General features: G+C 75.2%; 28 protein-coding genes. 3 read left to right on the top strand and 25 right to left on the bottom strand.

Translation table 11 applies throughout. The annotated features are described in order from the left end of the window. The first annotated feature begins 44 nt into the window (after positions 1–44). Both yczE and IEY96_RS13580 read left to right on the top strand, forming a co-directional pair. On the top strand, positions 45–710 hold the full coding sequence (gene yczE, locus IEY96_RS13585) for a membrane protein YczE (protein ID WP_189195159.1): 666 nt from the start codon (positions 45–47) through the stop codon (positions 708–710). Between the two features lie 141 nt (positions 711–851). Further along, positions 852–1,313, top strand: coding sequence for a hypothetical protein (locus IEY96_RS13580; protein WP_189195158.1), 462 nt, complete (start codon positions 852–854; stop codon positions 1,311–1,313). 70 nt (positions 1,314–1,383) lie between these two features. Here IEY96_RS13580 and hisF read toward each other — a convergent pair whose 3' ends face one another. From hisF to hisD, 12 genes are all read right to left on the bottom strand, one after another. Beyond that, entirely contained in the window at positions 1,384–2,151 is a 768-nt protein-coding gene (hisF, locus tag IEY96_RS13575) for an imidazole glycerol phosphate synthase subunit HisF (protein WP_189195157.1), read from the bottom strand. Between the two features lie 73 nt (positions 2,152–2,224). Then, on the bottom strand, positions 2,225–3,223 hold the full coding sequence (locus IEY96_RS13570) for an NADP-dependent oxidoreductase (RefSeq protein ID WP_189195156.1): 999 nt from the start codon (positions 3,221–3,223) through the stop codon (positions 2,225–2,227). Next, on the bottom strand, positions 3,220–3,645 hold the full coding sequence (locus tag IEY96_RS13565) for an organic hydroperoxide resistance protein (RefSeq protein WP_189195290.1): 426 nt from the start codon (positions 3,643–3,645) through the stop codon (positions 3,220–3,222). The genes IEY96_RS13570 and IEY96_RS13565 overlap by 4 nt, the downstream gene beginning before the upstream one ends. Before the next feature lie 5 nt (positions 3,646–3,650). Beyond that, a complete protein-coding gene (locus tag IEY96_RS13560) occupies positions 3,651–4,097 on the bottom strand; it encodes a MarR family winged helix-turn-helix transcriptional regulator (RefSeq protein ID WP_189195155.1) in 447 nt (148 codons plus the stop codon). 81 nt (positions 4,098–4,178) lie between these two features. Further along, the gene (locus IEY96_RS13555) at positions 4,179–4,622 is read right to left on the bottom strand and encodes a RidA family protein (protein ID WP_229791579.1); all 444 of its coding nucleotides are present in this window, start codon (positions 4,620–4,622) and stop codon (positions 4,179–4,181) included. After that, a complete protein-coding gene (priA, locus tag IEY96_RS13550) occupies positions 4,619–5,347 on the bottom strand; it encodes a bifunctional 1-(5-phosphoribosyl)-5-((5-phosphoribosylamino)methylideneamino)imidazole-4-carboxamide isomerase/phosphoribosylanthranilate isomerase PriA (RefSeq protein WP_189195154.1) in 729 nt (242 codons plus the stop codon). The genes IEY96_RS13555 and priA overlap by 4 nt, the downstream gene beginning before the upstream one ends. Positions 5,348–5,363: 16 nt before the next feature. Continuing rightward, the gene (locus IEY96_RS13545) at positions 5,364–5,687 is read right to left on the bottom strand and encodes a hypothetical protein (protein WP_189195153.1); all 324 of its coding nucleotides are present in this window, start codon (positions 5,685–5,687) and stop codon (positions 5,364–5,366) included. 58 nt (positions 5,688–5,745) lie between these two features. Then, positions 5,746–6,369, bottom strand: coding sequence for an imidazole glycerol phosphate synthase subunit HisH (gene hisH, locus IEY96_RS13540; RefSeq protein WP_189195152.1), 624 nt, complete (start codon positions 6,367–6,369; stop codon positions 5,746–5,748). After that, the gene (locus tag IEY96_RS13535) at positions 6,366–6,536 is read right to left on the bottom strand and encodes a CG2302 family histidine operon protein (protein WP_189195151.1); all 171 of its coding nucleotides are present in this window, start codon (positions 6,534–6,536) and stop codon (positions 6,366–6,368) included. The genes hisH and IEY96_RS13535 overlap by 4 nt, the downstream gene beginning before the upstream one ends. Beyond that, positions 6,536–7,147, bottom strand: coding sequence for an imidazoleglycerol-phosphate dehydratase HisB (hisB, locus tag IEY96_RS13530; protein ID WP_107079486.1), 612 nt, complete (start codon positions 7,145–7,147; stop codon positions 6,536–6,538). The genes IEY96_RS13535 and hisB overlap by 1 nt, the downstream gene beginning before the upstream one ends. Continuing rightward, positions 7,144–8,217 (bottom strand): histidinol-phosphate transaminase, encoded by a 1,074-nt coding sequence (locus tag IEY96_RS13525; RefSeq protein WP_189195150.1) that lies wholly within the window; start codon positions 8,215–8,217, stop codon positions 7,144–7,146. The genes hisB and IEY96_RS13525 overlap by 4 nt, the downstream gene beginning before the upstream one ends. Continuing rightward, complete coding sequence (hisD, locus tag IEY96_RS13520; protein WP_189195149.1) at positions 8,214–9,536, bottom strand: histidinol dehydrogenase; 1,323 nt, start codon at positions 9,534–9,536, stop codon at positions 8,214–8,216. The genes IEY96_RS13525 and hisD overlap by 4 nt, the downstream gene beginning before the upstream one ends. Before the next feature lie 107 nt (positions 9,537–9,643). On the opposite strand from hisD, the gene IEY96_RS13515 reads away from it, so the two are divergent. After that, positions 9,644–10,348, top strand: a complete 705-nt coding sequence (locus IEY96_RS13515) for an LON peptidase substrate-binding domain-containing protein (RefSeq protein WP_189195148.1) — start codon at positions 9,644–9,646, stop codon at positions 10,346–10,348. Here IEY96_RS13515 and IEY96_RS13510 read toward each other — a convergent pair. The 13 genes from IEY96_RS13510 to IEY96_RS13450 all read right to left on the bottom strand — a co-directional run bounded on the left by IEY96_RS13510 (position 10,314) and on the right by IEY96_RS13450 (position 21,456). Beyond that, positions 10,314–11,219, bottom strand: a complete 906-nt coding sequence (locus tag IEY96_RS13510; protein WP_308429908.1) for a DUF2567 domain-containing protein — start codon at positions 11,217–11,219, stop codon at positions 10,314–10,316. The genes IEY96_RS13515 and IEY96_RS13510 overlap by 35 nt on opposite strands. 47 nt (positions 11,220–11,266) lie before the next feature. Beyond that, the gene (locus tag IEY96_RS13505) at positions 11,267–12,760 is read right to left on the bottom strand and encodes an AAA family ATPase (RefSeq protein ID WP_189195147.1); all 1,494 of its coding nucleotides are present in this window, start codon (positions 12,758–12,760) and stop codon (positions 11,267–11,269) included. 117 nt (positions 12,761–12,877) lie between these two features. After that, positions 12,878–13,738, bottom strand: a complete 861-nt coding sequence (locus IEY96_RS13500; protein WP_189195146.1) for a hypothetical protein — start codon at positions 13,736–13,738, stop codon at positions 12,878–12,880. A 7-nt stretch (positions 13,739–13,745) separates the two neighbouring features. Beyond that, entirely contained in the window at positions 13,746–14,690 is a 945-nt protein-coding gene (locus IEY96_RS13495) for an RluA family pseudouridine synthase (RefSeq protein WP_189195145.1), read from the bottom strand. After that, positions 14,687–15,289 carry a signal peptidase II gene (gene lspA / locus IEY96_RS13490; RefSeq protein ID WP_189195144.1) on the bottom strand — a complete coding sequence of 201 codons (603 nt, stop codon included), beginning with the start codon at positions 15,287–15,289 and terminating at the stop codon, positions 14,687–14,689. Before lspA ends, IEY96_RS13495 begins: the two co-directional genes overlap by 4 nt. A gap of 67 nt (positions 15,290–15,356) precedes the next feature. Next, on the bottom strand, positions 15,357–15,776 hold the full coding sequence (locus IEY96_RS13485) for a TraR/DksA family transcriptional regulator (RefSeq protein ID WP_091268039.1): 420 nt from the start codon (positions 15,774–15,776) through the stop codon (positions 15,357–15,359). Positions 15,777–15,998: 222 nt separating this feature from the next. After that, entirely contained in the window at positions 15,999–17,504 is a 1,506-nt protein-coding gene (locus IEY96_RS13480; RefSeq protein WP_189195143.1) for a potassium/proton antiporter, read from the bottom strand. A gap of 22 nt (positions 17,505–17,526) precedes the next feature. After that, entirely contained in the window at positions 17,527–17,835 is a 309-nt protein-coding gene (locus IEY96_RS13475; protein ID WP_091320381.1) for a DUF167 domain-containing protein, read from the bottom strand. Between the two features lie 2 nt (positions 17,836–17,837). Further along, a complete protein-coding gene (locus tag IEY96_RS13470; protein WP_189195141.1) occupies positions 17,838–18,566 on the bottom strand; it encodes a hypothetical protein in 729 nt (242 codons plus the stop codon). 73 nt (positions 18,567–18,639) lie between these two features. After that, positions 18,640–19,443 (bottom strand): DivIVA domain-containing protein, encoded by an 804-nt coding sequence (locus IEY96_RS13465; RefSeq protein ID WP_189195140.1) that lies wholly within the window; start codon positions 19,441–19,443, stop codon positions 18,640–18,642. Positions 19,444–19,484: 41 nt separating this feature from the next. Beyond that, a complete protein-coding gene (locus tag IEY96_RS13460) occupies positions 19,485–19,790 on the bottom strand; it encodes a YggT family protein (RefSeq protein ID WP_091320368.1) in 306 nt (101 codons plus the stop codon). A 28-nt stretch (positions 19,791–19,818) separates the two neighbouring features. Further along, on the bottom strand, positions 19,819–20,514 hold the full coding sequence (locus IEY96_RS13455; protein ID WP_189195139.1) for a cell division protein SepF: 696 nt from the start codon (positions 20,512–20,514) through the stop codon (positions 19,819–19,821). A gap of 195 nt (positions 20,515–20,709) precedes the next feature. After that, positions 20,710–21,456: a YggS family pyridoxal phosphate-dependent enzyme gene (locus IEY96_RS13450; protein ID WP_189195138.1), complete on the bottom strand. Its 747-nt coding sequence runs from the start codon at positions 21,454–21,456 to the stop codon at positions 20,710–20,712.

The following is a 21,456-nucleotide window of genomic DNA, read 5'->3' as shown; positions in this document are numbered from 1 at the left end:
AATTGGCTCTGTCATGGGCAGGATTGGCCCCTAGGGTGGCATGCATGGCACCAATTGGCAATCTCCGGCACCGGCCCGCCCGCCGGCTCGTCCAGCTCTACGCCGGGCTCGCCCTCTACGGGATCAGCATGGCGCTGATGATCCGGTCCGGCCTGGGACTCGACCCGTGGGACGTGTTCCACCAGGGGCTCGCCCGGCAGACGCACCTCTCCTTCGGCACGGTCACCATCGCGGTCGGCGCGCTCGTGCTGCTGCTCTGGATCCCGCTGCGGCAGCGCCCCGGCCTCGGCACCATCAGCAACGTCGTGGTGATCGGCCTGGTCGTCGACGCCACCCTGGCCGTGCTGCCACCCGGCGACGGCCTGCCGGTCCGCGCCACCCTGCTGGTCGCCGGGATCGTCGCCAACGGCGCCGCCACCGGCCTCTACCTGGGCGCGGGGCTCGGCCCCGGCCCGCGCGACGGCCTGATGACCGGCTTCACGGCGCGCCGGCCCCGCTACTCCGTACGGCTGGTCCGGACCGTCATCGAGGTGACCGTGCTGAGCCTGGGCTGGCTGCTCGGCGGCACCGTGGGTCTCGGCACCGTGGCGTACGCGCTGGCCATCGGGCCGCTCGCCCAGCTGTTCATCCCGATCTTCGCGGTGCCGGCCCGGCCGGCCGACGAACCGGTGGTCGCCTGCGCGCCGAGGGCGGCCGGCGAGGCGGCCTGAACCGGCCCCCGACCACGCAGCGTCACCCCCACCGCGCCGACCGCAAGGGTTTGGGACGGGCCGGACGTCGCTGAGCTGCGGCGACGTCCGGCCGCGAAACCGGGTGTTTTCTCCGCCGTCGTCGCCGGGCATCATTCGTTCATGGGGGAGAACGGTTGGCGTTGGAGCGACGCCTGGATCTTCGTCTCACTGATCATCGCGAGCGGCGCCGGTCGGCACCGCCGGGCCGCCGACACCCGGCGGCCGGAGGGCGTGCGCCTCGCCGACGTCCTCTCCACCGCCGACCACCTCAACCAGGCCATCCCCGAGCGGCACGAGGTGGAGGGCGCGGTCCGCCGGCTCGTCGGCGCGGGCCTGGTCAGCGTCACCGACGGCTGGTTCCGGGTGACACCGGACGGCGAGCGGCTCTGGCGCACCCGGCCCAGCGCCGGGCTGGGCACCACCGTCGACACCGTGCAGGGCGTGCTGAGTCGCCGCCCCGCCCCCGGCGAGTCCGACTGGCAGCTCGACGATGACGACCACGCCGCCGCCGTGCAGGAGTACGCGGTCCGCTCGATCCCGATGCCCCGCCGCTCCCCCGAGGGCCACTCCGGCCGCCCCTGACCGGCGGCGGCTCCCCGCCACCTCGCGGGACCGGCCTGACCGCCCCGCCGAGCCGCCAGACGGGCGGGCGTCAGCGGACCGGGTGGCCCGCGCCGCGCAGGGCGTCCTTGACCTCGCCGACGGTCAGCTCACCGAAGTGGAAGACGCTCGCCGCGAGCACCGCGTCGGCGCCCGCGCCGATGGCCGGCGGGAAGTGGGCGACCTCGCCGGCCCCGCCGCTGGCGATCACCGGCACGTCGACGACCGCGCGGACGGCCTCGATCAGCGGCAGGTCGAAGCCCGCCTTGGTGCCGTCGGCGTCCATCGAGTTGAGCAGGATCTCGCCTGCGCCCAGTTCGGCGCCGCGCGCCGCCCACTCCACGGCGTCGAGGCCGGTGCCCCGGCGCCCGCCGTGGGTGGTCACCTCGAAGCCGCTCGGAGTCGTGCCGGCCGGGGCCCGGCGTACGTCGAGGGAGAGCACCAGCACCTGGCGGCCGAACCGGTCGGCGATCTCGGCGATCAACTCGGGGCGGGCGATGGCCGCGGTGTTCACGCCGACCTTGTCCGCGCCGGCGCGCAGCAGGGTGTCGACGTCGGCGACCTGGCGGACGCCACCGCCGACGGTGAGCGGGATGAAGACCGACTCGGCGGTGCGCCGCACCACGTCGAGCATGGTGGCGCGGTCGCTGCTGGAGGCGGTGACGTCGAGGAAGGTCAACTCGTCCGCGCCGGCCCGGTCGTACGCGGCCGCCAGCTCGACCGGGTCGCCGGCGTCGCGCAGGTCGAGGAAGTTGACCCCCTTGACCACCCGCCCGGCGTCCACGTCGAGACAGGGGATCACCCGTACCGCCACCGTCATGCCCCGAGCCTATCCAACCGGCACGGCACGGCGGCCGACCCGACCGGGCCGGCCGCCGTGAACGAGTGCCGCGTCACAGACGGACGAGCATCTTGCCCAGGTTCTCGCCGCGCAGCATGCCGAGGAAGGCCTCCGGGGCCCGCTCGATGCCGTCGACCACCGTCTCGTCGTAGGAGATCCGGCCGTCCCGCAGCCAGCCGGCCATCTCCTTGACGAACTGCTCGCGCAGGTGCCCGTGGTCGCCGACCAGGAAGCCGCGCAGGGTGAGCCGCTTGCCGATGAGCAGCGCCAGGTTGCGCGGGGCGGCGGGCGGCTCGGTGGCGTTGTACTGCGCGATCATGCCGCAGATGGCGGCCCGGCCATGCAGGTTCATGGCGCCGATGGCGGCCTCCAGGTGCTCGCCGCCCACGTTGTCGAAGTAGACGTCGACGCCGTCCGGGGCGGCGGCCCTGAGCTGGTCGCGGACCGGGCCGTCGTGGTAGTCGAACGCGGCGTCGAAGCCGAGCGCCCGGAGCCGCTCGACCTTGGCCGGGGAGCCGGCGCTGCCGACCACCCGGGCCGCGCCGCGCAGCTTGGCGATCTGCCCGACCATGCTGCCGACCGCGCCGGCCGCGCCGGAGACGAAGACCGTCTCGCCCGGCTTCATGGCGGCCACGTCGAGCAGCCCGGCGTACGCGGTCAGCCCGGTCATGCCGAGCACGCTCAGGTACGCGCTGACCGGGGCCAGGTCGGGGTCGACCTTCCGTGCGCCCTTGGCGTCGACCAGCGCGTACTCCCGCCAGCCGAGACCGTGCAGCACGACGTCGCCGGGCGCGAAGCCCTCGGCGTCGCCGGCCACGACCTCGCCGACCGCGCCGCCGTCGAGCGGGGCGTCGAGCGCGAACGGCGGCACGTACGACTTGACGTCGTTCATCCGCCCGCGCATGTACGGGTCCACCGACATGAACCGGTTGCGGACCACGAGCTGGCCCGGCCCCGGGGTCGGCACCTCCGTCTCGACCAGGCGGAAGTTGTCGGCGGTGGGCCAGCCCTGCGGCCGGGACGCCAGGTGGATCTCCCGGTTGGTGCTCATCGGGCCTCCCGCACGGTGAGGGTGACCTCGATGTTGCCCCGGGTCGCGTTGGAGTACGGGCAGACCTGGTGGGCCGCCTCGACGAGCTGCTGCGCGGCGGACCGCTCGACCCCGGGCAGGTCGACCACCAGGGTGACGGCCAGGCCGTAGCCGCCGCTGCCGTTCGGGCCGATGCCCACCTCGGCCTCGACGACCGAGTTCGAGACGTCCGCCCGGGCCTTCCGGGCGACCACGCGCAGCGCGGAGTGGAAGCAGGCGGCGTAGCCGGCCGCGAAGAGCTGCTCCGGGTTGGTCGCGCCGCCGGCGCCGCCCATCTCCTTCGGGATGGCCAGGTCCAGGTCGAGGCCGCCGTCGGAGGTGCGGACGTGGCCGTCCCGGCCGTCGCCGGTGGCCTGCGCGGACGCGGTGTAGAGCACCTGCATGGTGGTCACTGCTCCTTCTGTCGGTGGATCGTCTCGGTGACCCGGGTGAGGGTGTCGCGCAGGGCGACCAGCTCGGCCTCGGTGAGGCCGGTGGCGTGGGCCACCCGCCGCGGCACCTCGTCCATCCGCTCCCGCAGGGCCCGGCCCTGCGCGGTGAGGCCCACCTCGACCCGGCGCTCGTCGGCCGCCGAGCGGGTACGCACCACCAGGCCGGCCGCCTCCAGCCGCTTGAGCAGCGGCGAGAGGGTGCCGGAGTCGAGCCGGAGCCGCGCGCCGAGCTCGGAGACCGTGGGGGCGTCGTCGCCGCGCTCCCAGAGCACCAGCAGCACCAGGTACTGCGGGTAGGTCAGGCCGTGCTCGTCGAGGATGGGCCGGTAGACGTCGGTGAGGGCGCGCGACGCCGCGTAGAGGGCGAAGCACACCTGCCGGCGCAGCACCAGATCATCGGTCACCCCGAAAACGTAGCCCCCAATTGAGTTGTGCACAACCGAATGGGCCGCGGAGTGGCCGCCCCCACACCACGGGGACGGCCGTCAGCGGTCGCCGAGCCAGGCCTCCAGCTCGACCTCGACCAGGTGCTCCGGGTCGATCAGCCCGGCCACCACGACCATGGTGGCCACCGGGCGGACCGCGCCGAACACCGCGTTGTGCGCCCGGCCCACCTCGTCGGCGTACATCCGGTCGGTCACGTACATCCGGGTGCGCACCACGTCGGCCGGCTCCGCGCCGACCTCGGCGAGCGCGTCCAGGCCGATGCGGATCGCCTGGGCGGTCTGCGCCGCGGCGTCCCCCACGTGGGCCACCTTGCCGTCCACCGTCGAGGTGCAGCCGGCGGTGATCGCCAGCTGCCCGGCGCGGACCACCCGGCAGTAGCCGTAGAGCGCCTCCCACGGGCCGCCCGAGCCGAGCCGGGTGACGGCCCCACCGGCCGGCAGCTCCCGCTCCGACCGGGCGCTGTCGCCCGCGACGGTTGTCACGCGCCGGCCCGCAGGGTGGCGAGCGCCTCGGCGACGGTGAACGCCCCCGCGTAGAGCGCCTTGCCGGCGATCACGCCCTCCACGCCCACCGGCTCCAGGGTGGCCAGCGCGCGCAGGTCGTCCAGGGTGGACACGCCGCCGGAGGCGATCACCGGGGCGTCGGTGCGGGAGCAGACCTCGCGCAGCAGGTCCAGGTTGGGGCCGCGCATGGTGCCGTCCTTGGTGATGTCGGTGACCACGTAACGGCTGGCGCCGGCCTTGTCCAGCCGGGCCAGCACCTCGTAGAGGTCACCGCCGTCGCGGGTCCAGCCCCGGGCGGAGAGGGTACGGCCGCGCACGTCCAACCCGATGGCCACCCGGTCGCCGTACTCGCCGCAGACCCGGTCGCACCACTCCGGGTCCTCCAGCGCGGCGGTGCCGATGTTGACCCGGGCCGCCCCGGTGCCCAGGGCAGCCTGCAACGACTCGTCGTCCCGGATGCCCCCGGAGAGTTCGACCTTCACGTCGAGCTGGCGGACCACCTCGGCGAGCAGGTGGGCGTTGGTGCCCCGGCCGAACGCGGCGTCCAGGTCGACCAGGTGGATCCACTCGGCGCCGTCGGCCTGCCACGTGAGGGCGGCCTCCACCGGGTCGCCGTACGCGGTCTCGCTGCCGGCGGCGCCCTGGACGAGCCGGACGGCCTGGCCGTCGGCGACGTCCACGGCGGGCAACAGGGTGAGGCTCAACGCTCTACTCCTCGCATCAGGAACGACGGTCCAGGGCGATCACCACGACCGCGGGCAGGACCAGCAGCAACAACACGACCAGCGCCAGCCGCAGCGCCAGGTCGTCGACGAAACTCCAGATACCGGCCACCGCCGCGCCGGTGAGCAGCACGATGGCCGCCCGCTCGCCGCGGCTGTGCCGGCGCAGCCGGCCCGTGCGGCCCCGCCGCAGCTTCGGCGTGAACCGGCGGGCGACCACGCGCCGCCGCTCCCGTCGCGCCGCCCGGCGGGCGCGTGCGGCGCGTTCCCGTTCCAGCTCGGCCTGGCGGGCCTCCCGGCGGCGGGCCCGCTCCTTACTCACACTGCGCCACCGTTCGTTCGCGACTGCGGGGCTCGCAACCCCGGCTCACTCCTCGCGCTCACAGTGTGCCGAGCCAGTTGCGCAGCAGGGCCGCCCCGGTGTCGGCCGACTTCTCCGGGTGGAACTGGGCCGCCGACAGCGCGCCCCGCTCGACCCCGGCCACGAAGTCCGTGCCGTGGTACGCGGTGGTGACGGCGGCCCCGGCGGCGGCCAGCGCCGCCGGTTCGGTCACCCCGTAGGAGTGGACGAAGTAGAACCGGGCGTCGGCCGGCAGGCCGGCGAAGAGCACCGAGCCGGCCGGGGCGTGCACCGTGTTCCACCCCATGTGCGGCAGCCGCGGCGCGGGCAGCTTTGTCACCCCGCCCGGCAGCAGCCCGAGCCCCTTGGTGACCACGCCGTGCTCGTCGCCGTGCTCGAAGAGCACCTGCATGCCGACGCAGATGCCCAGCACCGGGCGGCCCGCGGCCACCCGGTCGGCGATGACCGGGCCGGCGCCCAGCGCCTCGATCCCGGCCATGCAGGCGGCGAACGCGCCGACGCCCGGCACCACGAGGCCCTCGGCCTCGGCGGCGGCGGTCAGGTCGGCGGTGACGGTGACGTCGGCACCGGCCCGCTCCAGGGCGCGCTCGGCCGACCGCAGGTTGCCCGAGCCGTAGTCGAGCACCACGACACGCCTGCTCACGATCCCTCCCCCGGCAGCAGCCAGAGCAGCCCGCCCGCGGTGGCCAGCACGGCCAGCAGCCCGGTGACCACCACCGCGCCGCGGGCGGCGCCCTGCTTGTGGAGCGACCACGTCCCGCCGACCAGCACCCCGGCCAGGATCAGCAGCAGCGTCGGCAGCGCCCGCATCAGAGTGCGCCCTTCGTGCTGGGGATCGCGCCCGCCGACCGCGGGTCGATCGACGTGGCCTCGCGCAGCGCCCGGGAGACCGCCTTGAACTGGGCCTCCACCACGTGGTGGGCGTCCGGGTTGCCGCCGGGCCGGGCCGCCCGCAGCACGTCCACGTGCAGGGTGACCCGGGCGGCCTGGCCGAACGACTCCCAGATGTGCCGGGTCATGCTGGTCGGGTAGACCGGCCCGATGTACGGCGCGAGCGCCGGCTCGTCGTGCACCACGTACGGCCGGCCGGACAGGTCGACGGCGGCCCGGACCAGCACCTCGTCCATGGGGACGGTGGCCGAGCCGTACCGCCGGATGCCGGCCTTGTCCCCCAGCGCCTGGTCGAACGCGGCGCCCAGGGCCAGCGCGGTGTCCTCCATGGTGTGGTGGGCGTCGATCTCCAGGTCGCCGACCGTGTGCACGGTCAGGTCGAAGCCGCCGTGCCGGGCGATCTGGTTCAGCATGTGGTCGTAGAAGCCGACACCGGTCTCGATGTCGGCCTTGCCGGTGCCGTCGAGGTCGATCTCGACGAGGACCTTGGTCTCCTTGGTGATCCGCTCCACCCGGGCGGTCCGACTCATGACAGCTTCTCCATCGCAGACAAAAAGGCGTCGGTCTCGGCGGGGGTGCCGGCGGTGACCCGCAGCCAGCCGGGCAGGCCGACGTCGCGGACCAGCACGCCGGCGTCGAGCAGGACGCGCCACGCGGCGGCCTGGTCGCCGCCGACCTCGAAGAGCACGAAGTTGGCGTCGCTGTCGGCCACCCGGTGCCCGCGGGCGCGCAGCTCGGCCACGATCCGGTCGCGCTGCTCCATGATCGCGGCGACCGTGCCGAGCAGGGCGTCGCGGTGGGCCAGCGCCGCGCGGGCGGCGGCCTGGGTGAGCGCCGAGAGGTGGTACGGCAGCCGGACCAGTTGCACCGCCCGCACCACGGCCGGGTCGGCGGCCAGGTAGCCGAGCCGGCCGCCGGCGAAGCCGAACGCCTTGCTCATGGTCCGGGTCACCACCAGCCGGGAGTGCCCGGGCAGCACGGCGAGCGCGCTGACCGTGCCGGGCCGGGCGAACTCGGCGTACGCCTCGTCCACGACCACCATGCCGGGCGCCTCGGCCAGCACGGCGGCGACCACGGCCGGGTCGAGCGCGGTGCCGGTCGGGTTGTTCGGCGAGCAGAGGAAGACCACGTCGGGCCGGTGCTCCCGGACCTGGGCGACCGCGTCGGCCGCGGTCAGCCCGAAGTCCGCGCCGCGCGCGGCCGGGATCCAGCCGGTGCCGGTGCCGAGCGCGAGCAGCGGGTGCATCGAGTACGCCGGGGTGAAGCCGAGCGCGGTGCGCCCGGGGCCGCCGAACGCCTGGAGCAGCTGCTGCTGGATCTCGTTGGAGCCGTTGGCGGCCCACACCTGGTCGACGGTGAGCCCGTGGCCCAGGTACTCCGCGAGGTCGGCGCGGAGGGCCACGGCGTCCCGGTCCGGGTAGCGGTTGAGGTCGCGCAGCTCGGCGGAGAGGGCCTTGCCGATCGCCTCCACCACGGGCTCGGGCACCGGGTAGGAGTTCTCGTTGGTGTTCAGCCGCACCGGCACGTCCAGCTGCGGCGCCCCGTAGGGCGTCAGGCCCCGCAGGTCGTCGCGGATCGGCAGGTCGTCGAGGGTGGTCACGAGGTCGCCCCCGGGAAGCGCACGCTGACCGCCTGGCCGTGCGCCGGCAGGTCCTCGACGCCGGCCAGGGTGACCACGTGCGGGGCCACCTCGCGCAGCGCGTCCTGCGTGTACTCCACGAGGTGCACGCCGCGCAGGAAGGACTGCACCGACAGGCCGGAGGAGTGCCGGGCGCAGCCGCCGGTCGGCAGCACGTGGTTGGAGCCGGCGCAGTAGTCGCCCAGCGACACCGGCGACCAGGCGCCCACGAAGATCGCCCCGGCGTTGCGCACCCGCAACGCCCACTCGCGGGCGTCGACGGTCTGGATCTCCAGGTGCTCGGCCGCGTACGCGTCGACCACCCGCAGCCCGGCCTCCAGGTCGTCGACGAGGACGACGCCACTCTGCTCGCCGCGCAGCGCGGTGCCGATCCGCTCGGCGTGCTTGGCCGCGGGCACCTGCCGGGCCAGCTCGACGTCGACCGCGTCGGCCAGCGCCACCGACGGGGTGACCAGCACGCTGGCCGCGAGGGGGTCGTGCTCGGCCTGGCTGATCAGGTCGGCGGCGACGTGCGCCGGGTCGGCGGTGTCGTCGGCCAGGATGGCGATCTCGGTGGGGCCGGCCTCGGCGTCGATGCCGACCACGCCGCGCAGCAGCCGCTTGGCGGCGGTGACCCAGATGTTGCCGGGGCCGGTGATCATGTCGACCGGCTCGCAGCGCTCGGCGCCCTCGGGGTCGACGGTCGCGCCGTACGCCAGCATGGCCACGGCCTGGGCCCCGCCGACCGCGTAGACCTCGTCGACGCCGAGCAGCGCGCAGGCGGCGAGCACCCGCTGGTCGGGCAGGCCGCCGTTGTCCTTCTGCGGCGGGCTCACCACCACCAGCGAACGGACCCCGGCCGCCTGGGCGGGGACCACGTTCATCACCACGGTCGACGGGTACATGGCCAGCCCGCCCGGGACGTAGAGGCCCACCCGGTCGACCGGCACCCAGCGCTCGGTCACGGTGCCGCCCGGCACCACCTGGGTGGTGTGGTCGACGCGGCGCTGGTCGGCGTGGACCTTGCGGGCCCGGGTGATCGACTCCAGCAGCGCGGCGCGGACCTGCGGGTCGAGGGTGTCCTCGGCGGCGCGGATGACCTCGACCGGCACCCGCAGCCGCTCCGGGGAGACGCCGTCGAACCGTTCGCTCGCCTCCCGGATCGCCGGGTACCCATGCTCCCGGACCGCCTCCACGAGGGGGCGGATCCTCTCGACGGCCACGGAGACGTCGAGCTGGGCACGGGGCAGCAGGCGGCGCGGGTCACGCGCCCCGCCGCGCAGGTCGATCCGATTCAACACCCTTGCGAGTCTAGGCTGCCGGTCCGCGCCCCGACCGGAGCCGCCCGTACGCCGGGACGGTGAGCCGGGACACGCCGCCGCGACGCGCTCGGGATACTCTCGATCACGTGACCGCACGGCTGCCGGTTTTCCCGCTCGGGACGGTCCTGTTCCCGGGGCTGGTCCTCCCGCTGCACATCTTCGAGGAGCGTTACCGGGCGCTGGTGCGCCACCTCGTCGGGCTGCCCGAGGGCGCGCCGCGCGAGTTCGGGGTGGTGGCCATCCGGGCCGGCTGGGAGGTCGCGCCGGCCGGGCCGCCGGACCGCCCCGGCACCGCCGGCGGCGAGGTCACCCTGCACGAGGTGGGCTGCACCGCCGAGCTGCGGCAGGTCACCGAGCTGGCCGACGGCGGGTTCGACATCGTCACCGTGGGGCGGCGGCGGTTCCGCATCGCCGAGGTCGACGACGCCGCCGCGCCGTACCTGACCGCCGAGGTGGAGTGGCTGCCCGAACCGGCCGGCACCGACGAGGTGGCCGACCTGCTGGCCGCCCGGGTGATCTCGGTCTTCCGGCAGTACCTGAACCTGGTCCGGCCGGACCCGCAGGAGATCTCCGAGCAGCTGCCGGAGGACCCGACGGTGCTGTCGCACCTGGTCGCCGCCACCGCGGCGCTGACCGTCGACGACCGGCAGCGGCTGCTCGCCATCGACGACACCGCCGGCCGGCTCCGGGCCGAGCTGCGGCTGCTGCACCGGGAGACCACCCTGCTGCGCGAGGTCCGGGCGGTCCCCGTGCCGCTCAGCGAGTTGGCTGGTCCCCCGGCTCCGAACTGATCCCCGGCCCGCCGGGCGCCCAGCCTCCGTCCCACTGCGGCTCCGGCCGCAGCGAGGGCCACCGCGACCAGCCGGCCAGCAGGGTGTACGTCACGGCCGCGCCGAACGCCGCCAGCAGCAGGTTGCCGTGCGGGACGGGCAGCGGCCCGTACCAGTCGATCCCGCCGGCGCGCAGGTCGGCGGGCTTGGTGAAGTCGGTCCCGGGCGGCGCGGTGTCCAGCAGCCGCTGGAAGGTGCCGAGCCCGATCCGGCGGCCGACCTGCCAGGCCACGACCGCCGCGCCGAGCCCGCCGAGGATCCCGGCGACGAGGCCGACCGGGCCACGCCGGCGGCGCAGCACCACCCAGAGGGTGATCGCGGCGAGCACCCCGAAGCCGAGCCCGAGCAGGCTGAACCAGCCGTCGGCGGCGATCGGCTGCTCCGGTTGCGGGGTGGCGTAGACGGCGCCCTCGGCGGTCATCCGCACCGGCGTGCCGGGGGCCACCAGGGCCCACAGCAGGCCCAGGGGCGCCCCGAGCACGGTCAGCAGCAGCGCCGTGCCGAGCGCCACCACGGCGGCCCGGCCGCCGGCCCGCCGGGTGGCGGCCGGCGCACCCGGCATGGCCCCGACCACGCCGGGATAGCCGGCGAGCGGGTCCGCGCCGGGCGCGGTCACCGGGGTGCCGGCGGGCACCGGCAGGCCGCCGGGCCAGCCGGGGGGCTCGCCCTCGTTCGGGGACCGGCCGGGCCGGAAGCTCTCCGTGCCGCCGGTCGGAAAGCTGCCCGTGTCGCCGTTCGGCGCGTTCTCCGCACCGGCGGGCGGGCGGGCGGCGGCGCCGGGCGCGCCGGGACCGTCGGCGACCCGCTCGGGATCAGGGGTGTCCGGACTCACCCGGTGATCCTCTCAGGCGACGGGGCCGCGCGGGGCGGCGGTGGCGGTCAGCGGGCGAACGGTTCCAGCATCACCGAGGCGGCCTTGAGCCAGCCCTGCCGGGTCTCCGCCTGGAGCTGGTGGTACTCGATCGAGGAGCCGGTCTCCAGCGCCGGGTCGTAGGGCACCACGGCCACCGCCCGGGTCCGGGTGGCGAAGTGCCGCTCCAGGTCGTCCTGGAGCGGCGTACGACCGGGGGTGGGGCAGGAGATCAGGGTGACCGCGTTGTCGGCCAGCTCGCCCATGCCCTCCTCGTGCAGCAGGTCGAGCATCCAGTCCGCGCTGAACGCCGCGTCCTCGCGGGGCACGGTGGTCACCACGAGCTGGTCGGCCGCCTGCATGACGGTGCGCCAGTTGGGGCTCTCCACGTTGTTGCCGGTGTCCACGCAGACCACGTCGTGGGTGCGCCGCAGCAGCTCCAGCACCCGCTTGACGGTGAACTGGTCCAGCCGCTGGGCGAAGCGCGGGCTCTCCTCGCCGGCCAGCACGTCGTACGAGCCGTCGGAGGCGTGCCGGAGGTAGTCGTCGAGGTGCTCCAGCAGGGTGGCGCCCTCCAGGATCTCGATCTGCGCGAGGTCGTGGATCAGGTGCCGGATGGTGCGGGCGTGCCGGGCGCTGCCGGCGCGCAGGCCGAGGGTGCCGCGCAGCTCGTTGTCGTCCCAGGCGAGCACCCCGCGCCCGCGGACGCTGCCCACGGTGGCCGCGGCGAGCACGGTGGCGGTGGTCTTGTGCACGCCGCCCTTGGGGTTGGCGAAGGCGAGCACCCGGGGCCCGCCCAGCTCGCGGCGGAGCACGCCGGCCGCGCGCTCCAGCTCGGTCGCCGGCTCCGGGGCGCGCCACTCCACCCGCGCCGGCTCGATCCGGGGCGGCTCAATGCGCGCCGGCTCGATGCGGGGTGGCTCGATGCGGGGCGGCTCGGGGACCGGATGGACGTCCGGGCGGTAGCGGCCCCGGTCCAGCAAGGCGTAGCGGGACTCCGCGGGGGGCGGTTCGGGCTGGTAGCCGCCGTCGAGCAGGGCGTACCGGGACTCGACCGAGGCGGTGCCGCGGCCGCGCGGCGGGGGCTCGGGGTAGGTCGGCTCGGGCGGGTGGACCGGTTCGGCCCGCCAGGACGGCTCGGCGCGCGGCTCCGGCTCGGCGCGGTAGGCAGGCTCGGCCTGGTACGCCGGCTCACCGCCGTAGCGCGGGTCGACCCGGTAGGCCGGCTCCACCCGGTAGGTCGCCTCGACCCGGTAGGCCGGTTCGGCGCCGAACGACGCGTCGGCGGGGCGGGCGACGGCCTGCGCACGGCCCGTCCAGCCGGTGCCGGCGGCGCGCCGGGGCAGCGTCTCCGGGGGCGGCGCCGGGTTCTCCTCGGCGCGGTGGTCGGTGTCGGGCTGCTCGGCGCCGCGACCGGCGAGCCGGGCCCGGTCGAGCAGCGCCCGCCACCGTGGCGCCGGCTCAGCCTGCCGACCCCAACCGGTCTCGCTGCCGTCCAAGGCCTCGCCCCTCCCCCAGCCCATCGATCTCCGCCTGACAGGCTACGAACGAAACCCTATTCGGACCACACCCCGATTCGCACATCCCCCGGTGGGCCTCCTCACCGTCGGCCGGGGCCGCAAGCCGCCCACCAGCACGTCTCAGGAGGTGGGAGCCGGATTGGGTGGTCCCGCTCCCCCGGCGGGCCGTCCGGCGGCCGGTGAGGATCCGGTCACCGTCGGTGCAGCTTCCGACGAATTACCCATACCGGCGCTCGGCGCGAGTCCGGTGTCGGCCGGCGGCCGGGCCACGTCGCGCTGCTCCGGCAGCGGCGGGGTGAACACCGTTCGGTCCAACCGGGTCACCTCCGGGGCGGGGTCGACCGCGCGGACGCCGGGGCGGGCGGCCAGCGCCCGCAGGGCGTCCGGGGCGTCCCGGACCACTGCGGCGTAGACGCACGCGCAGCCCGCCCGGTAGCCGGCCGCCTCCCGCGCCGCCACCGCGGCCCCGGTGTCGTACACCCGGCGCAGTTCCGGATCGGCGGTGGCCGCCGGGGCGGCGGCGCGGGCCCGGTAGTCGGCGGCCTCCCGGTCCTTGCGCCCGGCCACCTCGGCCATCCCGGCGACCACGTCCTCAGGCAGGCGCAGCGCGGCGATCCGGACGATCTCGGTCTGCCGCCCGGGCACCGGCACCCGGGCCACCACCGCGGAGACCGGGGCGCCGCCCAGCGCGACGGCCACCTGCGCCGGCGTCAGGTACGCGGCGAACGAGACCAGGGCGTAGCTGCCGGGCGCCGGGGCGTCGAGCCGCGCGAGTTCGTCGGCGGCGGCGCGCAGGTAGGCCGGGACGGCGTCGCCGTCGGCCACCCCGACCCGGGTCACCTCGCCCACCGTGCGGTCCCCCACCGGCCGGTCGTGCCGCTGCGCGACGGCGACCACCAGCACCACCAGCGCGCAGGCGAGGGCGAGCCAGGTGAGCGCGCCGGAGCGCGACCGGCGCGGCGGCTCGGTGTCGGTCGTCATCGGCGGGTCAGTCGCGCAGGATCTCCAGCGCCCGGGCCAGGTCGTCCGGGTACTCGCTGACGAACGTGACCTCGTCGCCGGTGCGCGGGTGCAGGAAGCTCAGCGAGCGGGCGTGCAGCCACTGCCGGGCCAGGCCGAGCCGGGCGGACAGGGTCGGGTCGGCGCCGTAGGTGAGGTCGCCCACGCACGGGTGCCGCAGCGTGGAGAAGTGCACCCGGATCTGGTGGGTACGCCCGGTCTCCAGCCGCACGTCGAGCAGGCTGGCCGAGGGGAACGCCTCGATGGTGTCGTAGTGGGTGATGCTCGGCTTGCCGCCGGAGACCACCGCCCAGCGGTAGTCGTGGTGCGGGTGCCGGTCGATCGGCGCGTCGATGGTGCCGCGCAGCGGGTCCGGGTGGCCCTGCACCACGGCGTGGTAGCGCTTCTCCACCTCGCGGTACTTGAACGCCCGCTTCAACGCGGTGTACGCCTGCTCGCTCTTGGCCACCACCATGACGCCGGTGGTGCCCACGTCGAGCCGGTGCACGACGCCCTGCCGCTCGGCGGCGCCGCTCGTGGAGATCCGGTGGCCGATCCCGGCCAGCCCGCCGATCACGGTCGGGCCCGTCCAGCCGGGGCTGGGGTGGGCGGCCACCCCGACCGGCTTGTCCACCACCACGATGTCGTCGTCGGCGTAGACCACGGTGAGGCCCGACACGGCCTGCGGCACCACGGTCGGCGGAGCGGCCGGCGCGGGCAGCGTGACCTCCAGCCAGGAGCCCGCCTTGACCTTGTGCGAGTTGGGCCGGACCGCGCCGTCGACAAGCGCGTCCCCGGCGTCGACCAGCGCCGCCGCGGCCGTCCGGGACAGCCCGAAGAGCCGGGAGACGGCCTGGTCCAGCCGCATGCCGTCGAGCCCGTCCGGGACGGGCAGGGACCGGTGGTCGCCGCCGGCGGCGAAGGCGGAGGTCACGCGCGCTCCCGCTGCTCGACGGGGCGCTCGTCGCCGGATCGCTCGGCGGTGGCCCGGGAGCCGTCCCGCTGCCGGCCGGTCAGCTCCAGGAACACCGCCAGCAGCACGCCGCAGACCAGCGAGCTGTCGGCCAGGTTGAACACCGGCCAGACCTGCCCGTACGGGTCGAAGAGGCTGACCATGTCGACGACGTGCCCGACGAAGTGCCCCGGGGCGCGGAAGATCCGGTCGGTGAGGTTGCCCAGCGCCCCGCCCAGCACCAGGCCGAGCGACACGGCCCAGGGCAGCGACCGCAGCCGCAGCGCCATCCAGGCGATCCAGGCGATCACGCCGATGGTGATCAGCGGGAAGACCCAGGTGTGGTCGGAGCCGATGCTCCACGCGGCGCCGCTGTTGCGGGTCAGGCTGAGGTAGACCGCGCCGCCGAGCAGCGACACCGGCCCCCGCCCGGTGAGCTCCGAGAGCGCGAGCTGCTTGGTGACCAGGTCCGCGACGAGCGAGGTCAGGGCCACGCCGAGCAGCAGGCCGGTCGCCTTGCGGCGGGGCGTGCCGGTGCCCGGGTCGGCGTTGCCGGACCCGGCGGGCGGTGCTGCGGTCATCTGCTCCCCATCGACGTTCGCGACGGTGGCGGTCACCGTCTGCCGTTCGGCCGCCGGGGAACGGACGTCAGCGCCGCTCCTCCAGCTGCTTGCAGCTCACGCAGAGGGTGGCCGACGGGAACGCGGCGAGCCGCTCCACCGGGATCGGGTTGCCGCACCGCTCGCACCAGCCGTAGCCACCCTCGTCGAGCCGCTCCAGCGCGCGCTCGACCTGCGTGATCCGCTCCTTGATGCTGTTGGCGAGTGAGATCTCCTGCTCGCGCTCGAACGTCTTGGTGCCGGTGTCGGCCTGGTCGTCCCCGGCCGAGTCGGTCAGCCGGTCGCGCTGCAGCTCGGTGATCTCGCTCAGCGTCTGATCGTACTCGGCGTTGAGCTCGTCCCGCCGTGCCGCCAGGGCGGCCCGGATCTTCTCGGTCTCCGCGGCGCTGCGGGTGGCCTTCGCCACCGGCTTGCGACCGGCGGTCCTGGTGTCGGCTGGCTTCGCCATCGTCAGCTCCCTCAGCCGCGTGCCGCGGCGGTCAGCGTGCCTGGGCGGGGACCGCCGGCGTCGGCGTCCCCCATGTACAGAACGGGCGCGCGGCGACAGGGCCGCGCACTCCGGAGGGTGGCAAGAATACGGAACGTACAGGCGTCCGACAACGTGCCGCACCGTCGCACCGCGATTCAGCCCTGAACAGCCACCAATTAGGGCAAAACGAACGCTAGCAGATCAGCCGGTCCGGTCCTCGCCGTACTCGCCAAACCACCGGGCCAGCCGACCCCGCCGGCTCACCGCCCGCAGCCGCCGCTCCGCCTCGTCCCGCACCTCCGCGGTGGCCACGATGAGCAGGCTGTCCCCGGCCTTCAGCCGGGTGTCCGGACCGGGCACGAAGCCCACCCCGTCGCGCAGCACCAGGGTCACCGAGGCGCCCACCGGCAGTCGCAGCTCGTCCACGTGCACCCCGCCCAGCCGGGAGCCGGGCGGCACCTCCAGCTGGAGCAGGTCGGCCCGCATCCGCTCCAGCGGGGCCGTCTCCAGCAGGATCTCCGCCGCCTCGGCCGGCGCGGTCACCCCGAGCCGGCGGGCCGCCGGCGCCAGGGTCCCGGCCTGGAGCAGCGTGAAGATCACCACCAGCACGAAGACCGCGTCGAAGAGCCGGTCGGCGCCCGGCACCCGCAGCGAGAGCGGGATGGTGGCCAGCACGATCGGCACCGCGCCGCGCAGCCCGGCCCAGGAGAGGAAGAGCTGCTCGCGCACCCGGAACCGGAACGGCAGCGCGGAGACCGCCACCGACAGCGGCCGGGCGAGCAGCAGAAGGGCCAGCCCGGTCACCACGGCCGGCAGCACCGCCGCGGCCAGCCGGCTCGGCGAGACCAGCAGGCCGAGCAGCACGAACAGGCCGATCTGGGCCAGCCAGGCCAGCCCGTCGGCGAAACCCAGGATGGCCTGCCGGTGCGGCAGCCGGGCGTTGCCGAGCAGGACGCCGGCCACGTAGACGGCCAGGAAGCCCGAGGCGTGCAGCACCGAGCCGGCCGCGTACGCCAGCACCGTGAAGCCGACCACCGCGATCGGGTAGAGGCCGGCGGACGGCAGGGCGGCCCGGCGCAGCGCGTACCGGCCGGCGATACCGGCGGCCACCCCGACCGCCGCGCCGGCGCCCAGCTCGTAGCCGACCAGGAGCACCTCGTGCCACCACGGGTGGGCGGCCTCCACGCCGGCCCGGGACAGCAGCAGCACCAGGATGACCACCGGGGCGTCGTTGATCCCGGACTCGGCCTCCAGGGTGGCCACGAGGCGGGGCGGCAGGCGCAGCCGGCGCAGGGTGGCGAAGACGGCCGCCGCGTCGGTGGACGACAGCACCGCGCCGTAGAGCAGGGCCAGCCGCCAGTCGAGGCCGAGCAGCAGGTGCACCACCACGCCGACGACCAGGATGCTGACCACCACGCCGACCGTGGAGAGCGCGGCGGCCAGGCCGAGCACCGGCCGCAGGGTGCTCCACCGGGCGCTCAGCCCGCCCTCCGCGATGATCACGATGAGCGCGCAGAAGCCGAGCACCCGGGTCAGCTCGACGTCGTCGAAGCGGATGCCCAGGCCGGCCTCGCCGATGGCCACCCCGAGCGCCAGGTAGACCAGGAGACTCGGCACGCCGAGCCGGGTGGAGAAGCGCACCGCGCCCACCGCGACCAGCAGGACGCCCGCACCGACCAGCAGCGCGACGTCGAGCCCCGGCGTCATGCGGGACCGGTCCGGAGGGTCCTCACCCGGCCGATCCGTCGCGGAGCCGCCGGAGCACGTCGGGCAGCCCGGGGGCCGGGTGCTCGACCAGGAAGAGCTTGTCCCGGCTGGCCGCGCCGGCCCGCAGGGAGACCGCCGCCGGCCGGACGCCGAGCGCGTCGGCCAGGGCCCGGCGGGCCGCCTCGGTGGCCCGGCCGTCCACCGCGGGCGCGTTCACGGCGATGACCAGGGCCGGCCCGTGCGGGCCGTCGAACCGGCCGCCGACGCGGGCCCGCGAGGCCCCGGGCTTCACCCGTACGGCGACGGTGAGCGTGTCGTCCATGGTCACCATGATCAGTGGGGCCGGGCCTCGGCGAGCAGGGTGGTGGCCGGCGCGCAGCCGGCACACGGGGTGAAGCCCAGCCCGACCGCCTCGGCGACCGGCAGCGGCTCGTCGACCCGGCCCACCAGGTGGGGGCAGCCGGGCAGGTGGAAGCGGGGGTGGCCGTCGACCACCCGGACCTCGCCGTCGAGCCGGACCAGCCGGGCGACCTCCCCGGCGGAGAGAACCTCGGCCGGCGGGTCCCCCTCGAACGGGCCGTCCGGCGCCGGCGAGGTGGGCGCCGGGGCGTCCGCCGCCGTCTCGGCACGCGACGGACCGCGCGGTGCGGGGGGCGAGTAGGGCTCGGCCGGCGAGTAGGGCTCCGCCGGCGAGTAGGGCTCGGCCAGCGGGTCGGCCGGACTGTCGAACCGGTCGGCCGGCGGGTCGAACGGGTCGGCTGCCGGTGGCTCGGGTGGTTGCCGCCACCCGGGTCCACCGGCGCCGACCGTCGACGGAACGTGCGGGACCGGGATCTCCGGCCCGTCGTGGGACGGGCCGGGCGCGGTCCGGCGGCGCGGCCCGGTCTCCCGGCCGGCCGTGGCCCGGGCGGCGGCCGCCTGGCGGGCGAACGCCACGAGGGCGACGGCGGCCAGCAGGCTGGCCGCGATCGAGGTGATCAGCAGCGGGCTGGACCCACCGGCCAGCCCGGCGACCAGGAGCACGACCGCGCCGAGGATGAGCAGGATGCTGGCGGCTATCACGGCTCACCCCCGGCCGCGTCGTGTCGGTCTGCGCGGTCGGTGGCCGTCCCGGGGACGGCCACCGACGGCGGGATCAGCGGCCGGACTCGAGCGAGCCCGCGCGGCCGCCGCCGTAGGAGCCGGCGAGGCCGGCCGCGGCGAGGCCGTTGCTGCCGCCGGTGGCACGGTTGCCCTCGGAGCGGGTCATCTCGGCCTCCAGGCCCTGGCCGCGACCGTCGAGGTCACGCAGCTGGCTCTCCAGGTAGGCCTTGAGGCGGGTGCGGTACTCGCGCTCGAACTGCTTGAGCTCCTCGATGTGCTTCTGCAGCGCGGTGCGCTTGGCGTCCAGGCCGCCCATGGCCTCCTGGTGCCGCTGGCGGGCGTCCCGCTCCAGGGCGTCGGCCTTGGCGCGGGCCTCGCGGGTGACCTCCTCGGCCTTGGAACGGGCCTCGGAGAGCAGCTGGTCGGCCTCGCGGCGCGCGTCGGACACGTGGTCGTCGGCGGTGCGCTGGGCCATCATGAGCACGCGCAGGGCCTGCTGCTCGCCGTCCGCCGCGCTGGCCGGGCCACCCTGGGCGCGGACCTGCTCCAGCTCGGCCTGCATCGCCCGGGCCGCCTGCTCGGCGGCCGCCTTGTCGCGCTGCACCCGGTCGAGCTGGGCCTTGACGTCGTTGAGCTCCGCCGCGAGGCGGGCGTCGCCGCCGGGGCCGGAGGGAGCGCCGCCCCGACCGCCGCGCTCCACCTGGGCGCGCAGCTCGTTGTTCTCCTCGATCAGACGGGCAAGCTCGCGCTCGACCTCGTCCAGGAAGGCGTCGACCTCCTCCTCGTCATACCCCCGCTTGCCGATCGGCGGCTTTTTGAAGGCGACGTTGTGGACGTCAGCCGGGGTCAGCGGCATCGAAACTCCTCGGGTCAGTTGCGGCCGCGAAAGCAGTCTGGTCAGGCGAACGCTCTGATCAGTTGCCCTAACACGAACTCCATCAGCACGAACAGGATAACCAGGAGCACAAGGGAGGCCAGGTCGATGCTCACGGTACCAATTCGAAGCGGTGGGATCACACGCCTCAACGCGCGCAGGGGCGGATCAGTGACGCTCCACACGACTTCCAGTCCCGCCGATGCTCCCCGGCCCGGTTGCCAGCGGCGACCATAGGCCAGAACAGCGCCGAGGACAAATCGGGCCAACAGGATGAGCAGGAAGAAATACAGGAGCAGATAAAGCACCTGGAACAGAATCGACAACACGGCAGGCGACGTCCCTCGGTCGTGCGGGCTAGCTCAGGCTGAAGAAGCCGCCCTCAGCGATCTTGGCCTTGTCCTCCGCGGTGACCTGGACGTTGGCCGGTGAGAGCAGGAACACCCGGTTGGTCACGCGCTCGATCGTACCCCGCAGGCCGAACGCGAGCCCGGCGGCGAAGTCGACCAGCCGGCGGGCGTCCGCCTCGTCCATCTCGGTGAGGTTGATGATCACCGGTACGCCGTCGCGGAAGTGCTCGCCGATGGTGCGCGCCTCCCGGTAGGTGGTCGGGTGCAGGGTGGTGATCTGGTAGCGCTGCTCGTCCTCGGGCACCACGGCCCGCTCGCGCGGCTGGGCCTGCGGCGCCAGGGCGAGGTTGTCGCGGGTGTGGTAGGTCAGCGCGCCGGAGGTCTCCCCCGCACCGGAGCGGGTGATCGACCGGACGCTGGACCGCTCGGTCCGCTCCGGCCGCTCCACCTCGGCCCGGTCGGCGTCGACGGCGCGGCTCGACGCGCGCTCGCTCAGCCGGCCGCGGTCGCCCACCCGGCCACGGGTGGCCGGCGGCTCCTCGGACTCGTCGTCCTCGTCGTCGGCGAACTCCTCCGAGTAGCGGCTCGACCGGTAGCGCGACTCGCGGTAGCCACCCTTGTCGTAGCCACCGTCGTCGTACGCCCGCTCATCGTCCTCCTCGACGAGACCGAGCCAGACCCCCGCCTTGCGCAGTGCACCCATCCCCGCGCCCTTCCGTCCGCCGTGCGGCACGCGCCCCCGTGCCGTGTCGCTTTGATCACGAGTGGACAACGATGCCCACCGGACCGGATCGGCAATCCCCCGGCGAGCGATTCGCGGTCCGCTCGCCACGGCCCCCGGCTACGGGAACGCCGTTCCTGAACAACACTGATGTAATTTGCTTCTTTCGCGGTCAGGCTACCGCAGCGTGGAGCGCATTCCGAGCAACGCGCTACCGACGCGGACATGTGTCGCGCCGTATTCGATCGCGATTTCCAGATCGCCGCTCATACCCGCCGACAGCACCGTCGCCTCGGGATGGTCCGCGCGGAATCGCGCCACCACCTCGGCCAGCCGGGCGAACGCCCGATCCGGCTCCCAGCCCAGCGGGGCGACCGCCATGAGGCCGGCGAGCCGCAACCCGCCGGCGCCGGCCACCGCCGCGGCCACCGCGTCGAGCCCCCGGTCCGGGTCGGCCACGTCCGGCAGCGCCCCGCCCCGGGCCGGGTCGCCGTCGACGCTCACCTGCACCAGCACGTCCAGCGGCCGGTCCCGGGCGGCGGTCGCGGCGCCGTCCAGGGCCGCGGCCAGCCGCACGCTGTCGACCGACTGGACCACGTCGGCGTAGCGGACCACCGAACGGGCCTTGTTGCGCTGCAGTTGGCCGATGAAGTGCCAGCGCGGCGTGGCGCCGGCGGCGGCCGCCTCGGCGGCCTTCGGGGCCGCCTCCTGGTCGCGGTTCTCCCCCACGTCGGTCACCCCGAGCCCGGCCAGCGCGACCACGTCGGCGGCCGGGTACGTCTTGGTGACCGCGACCAGGGTGATCTCGCCCCGGTCCCGGCCGGCCGCCGCGCAGGCGTCGGCGATGCGGGCCCGGACCCGGGCGAGGCCGGCCGCGAGCTCGGCGCGACGGTCGGGTCGCACCGTGGTGGGTGATTCGGTCAT

This window comes from Micromonospora fulviviridis, from assembly GCF_014648395.1.
In the GTDB taxonomy this organism is placed as follows: Bacteria; Actinomycetota; Actinomycetes; order Mycobacteriales; family Micromonosporaceae; genus Micromonospora; species Micromonospora fulviviridis.
This window is presented reverse-complemented; position numbering and strand designations above follow the sequence as displayed.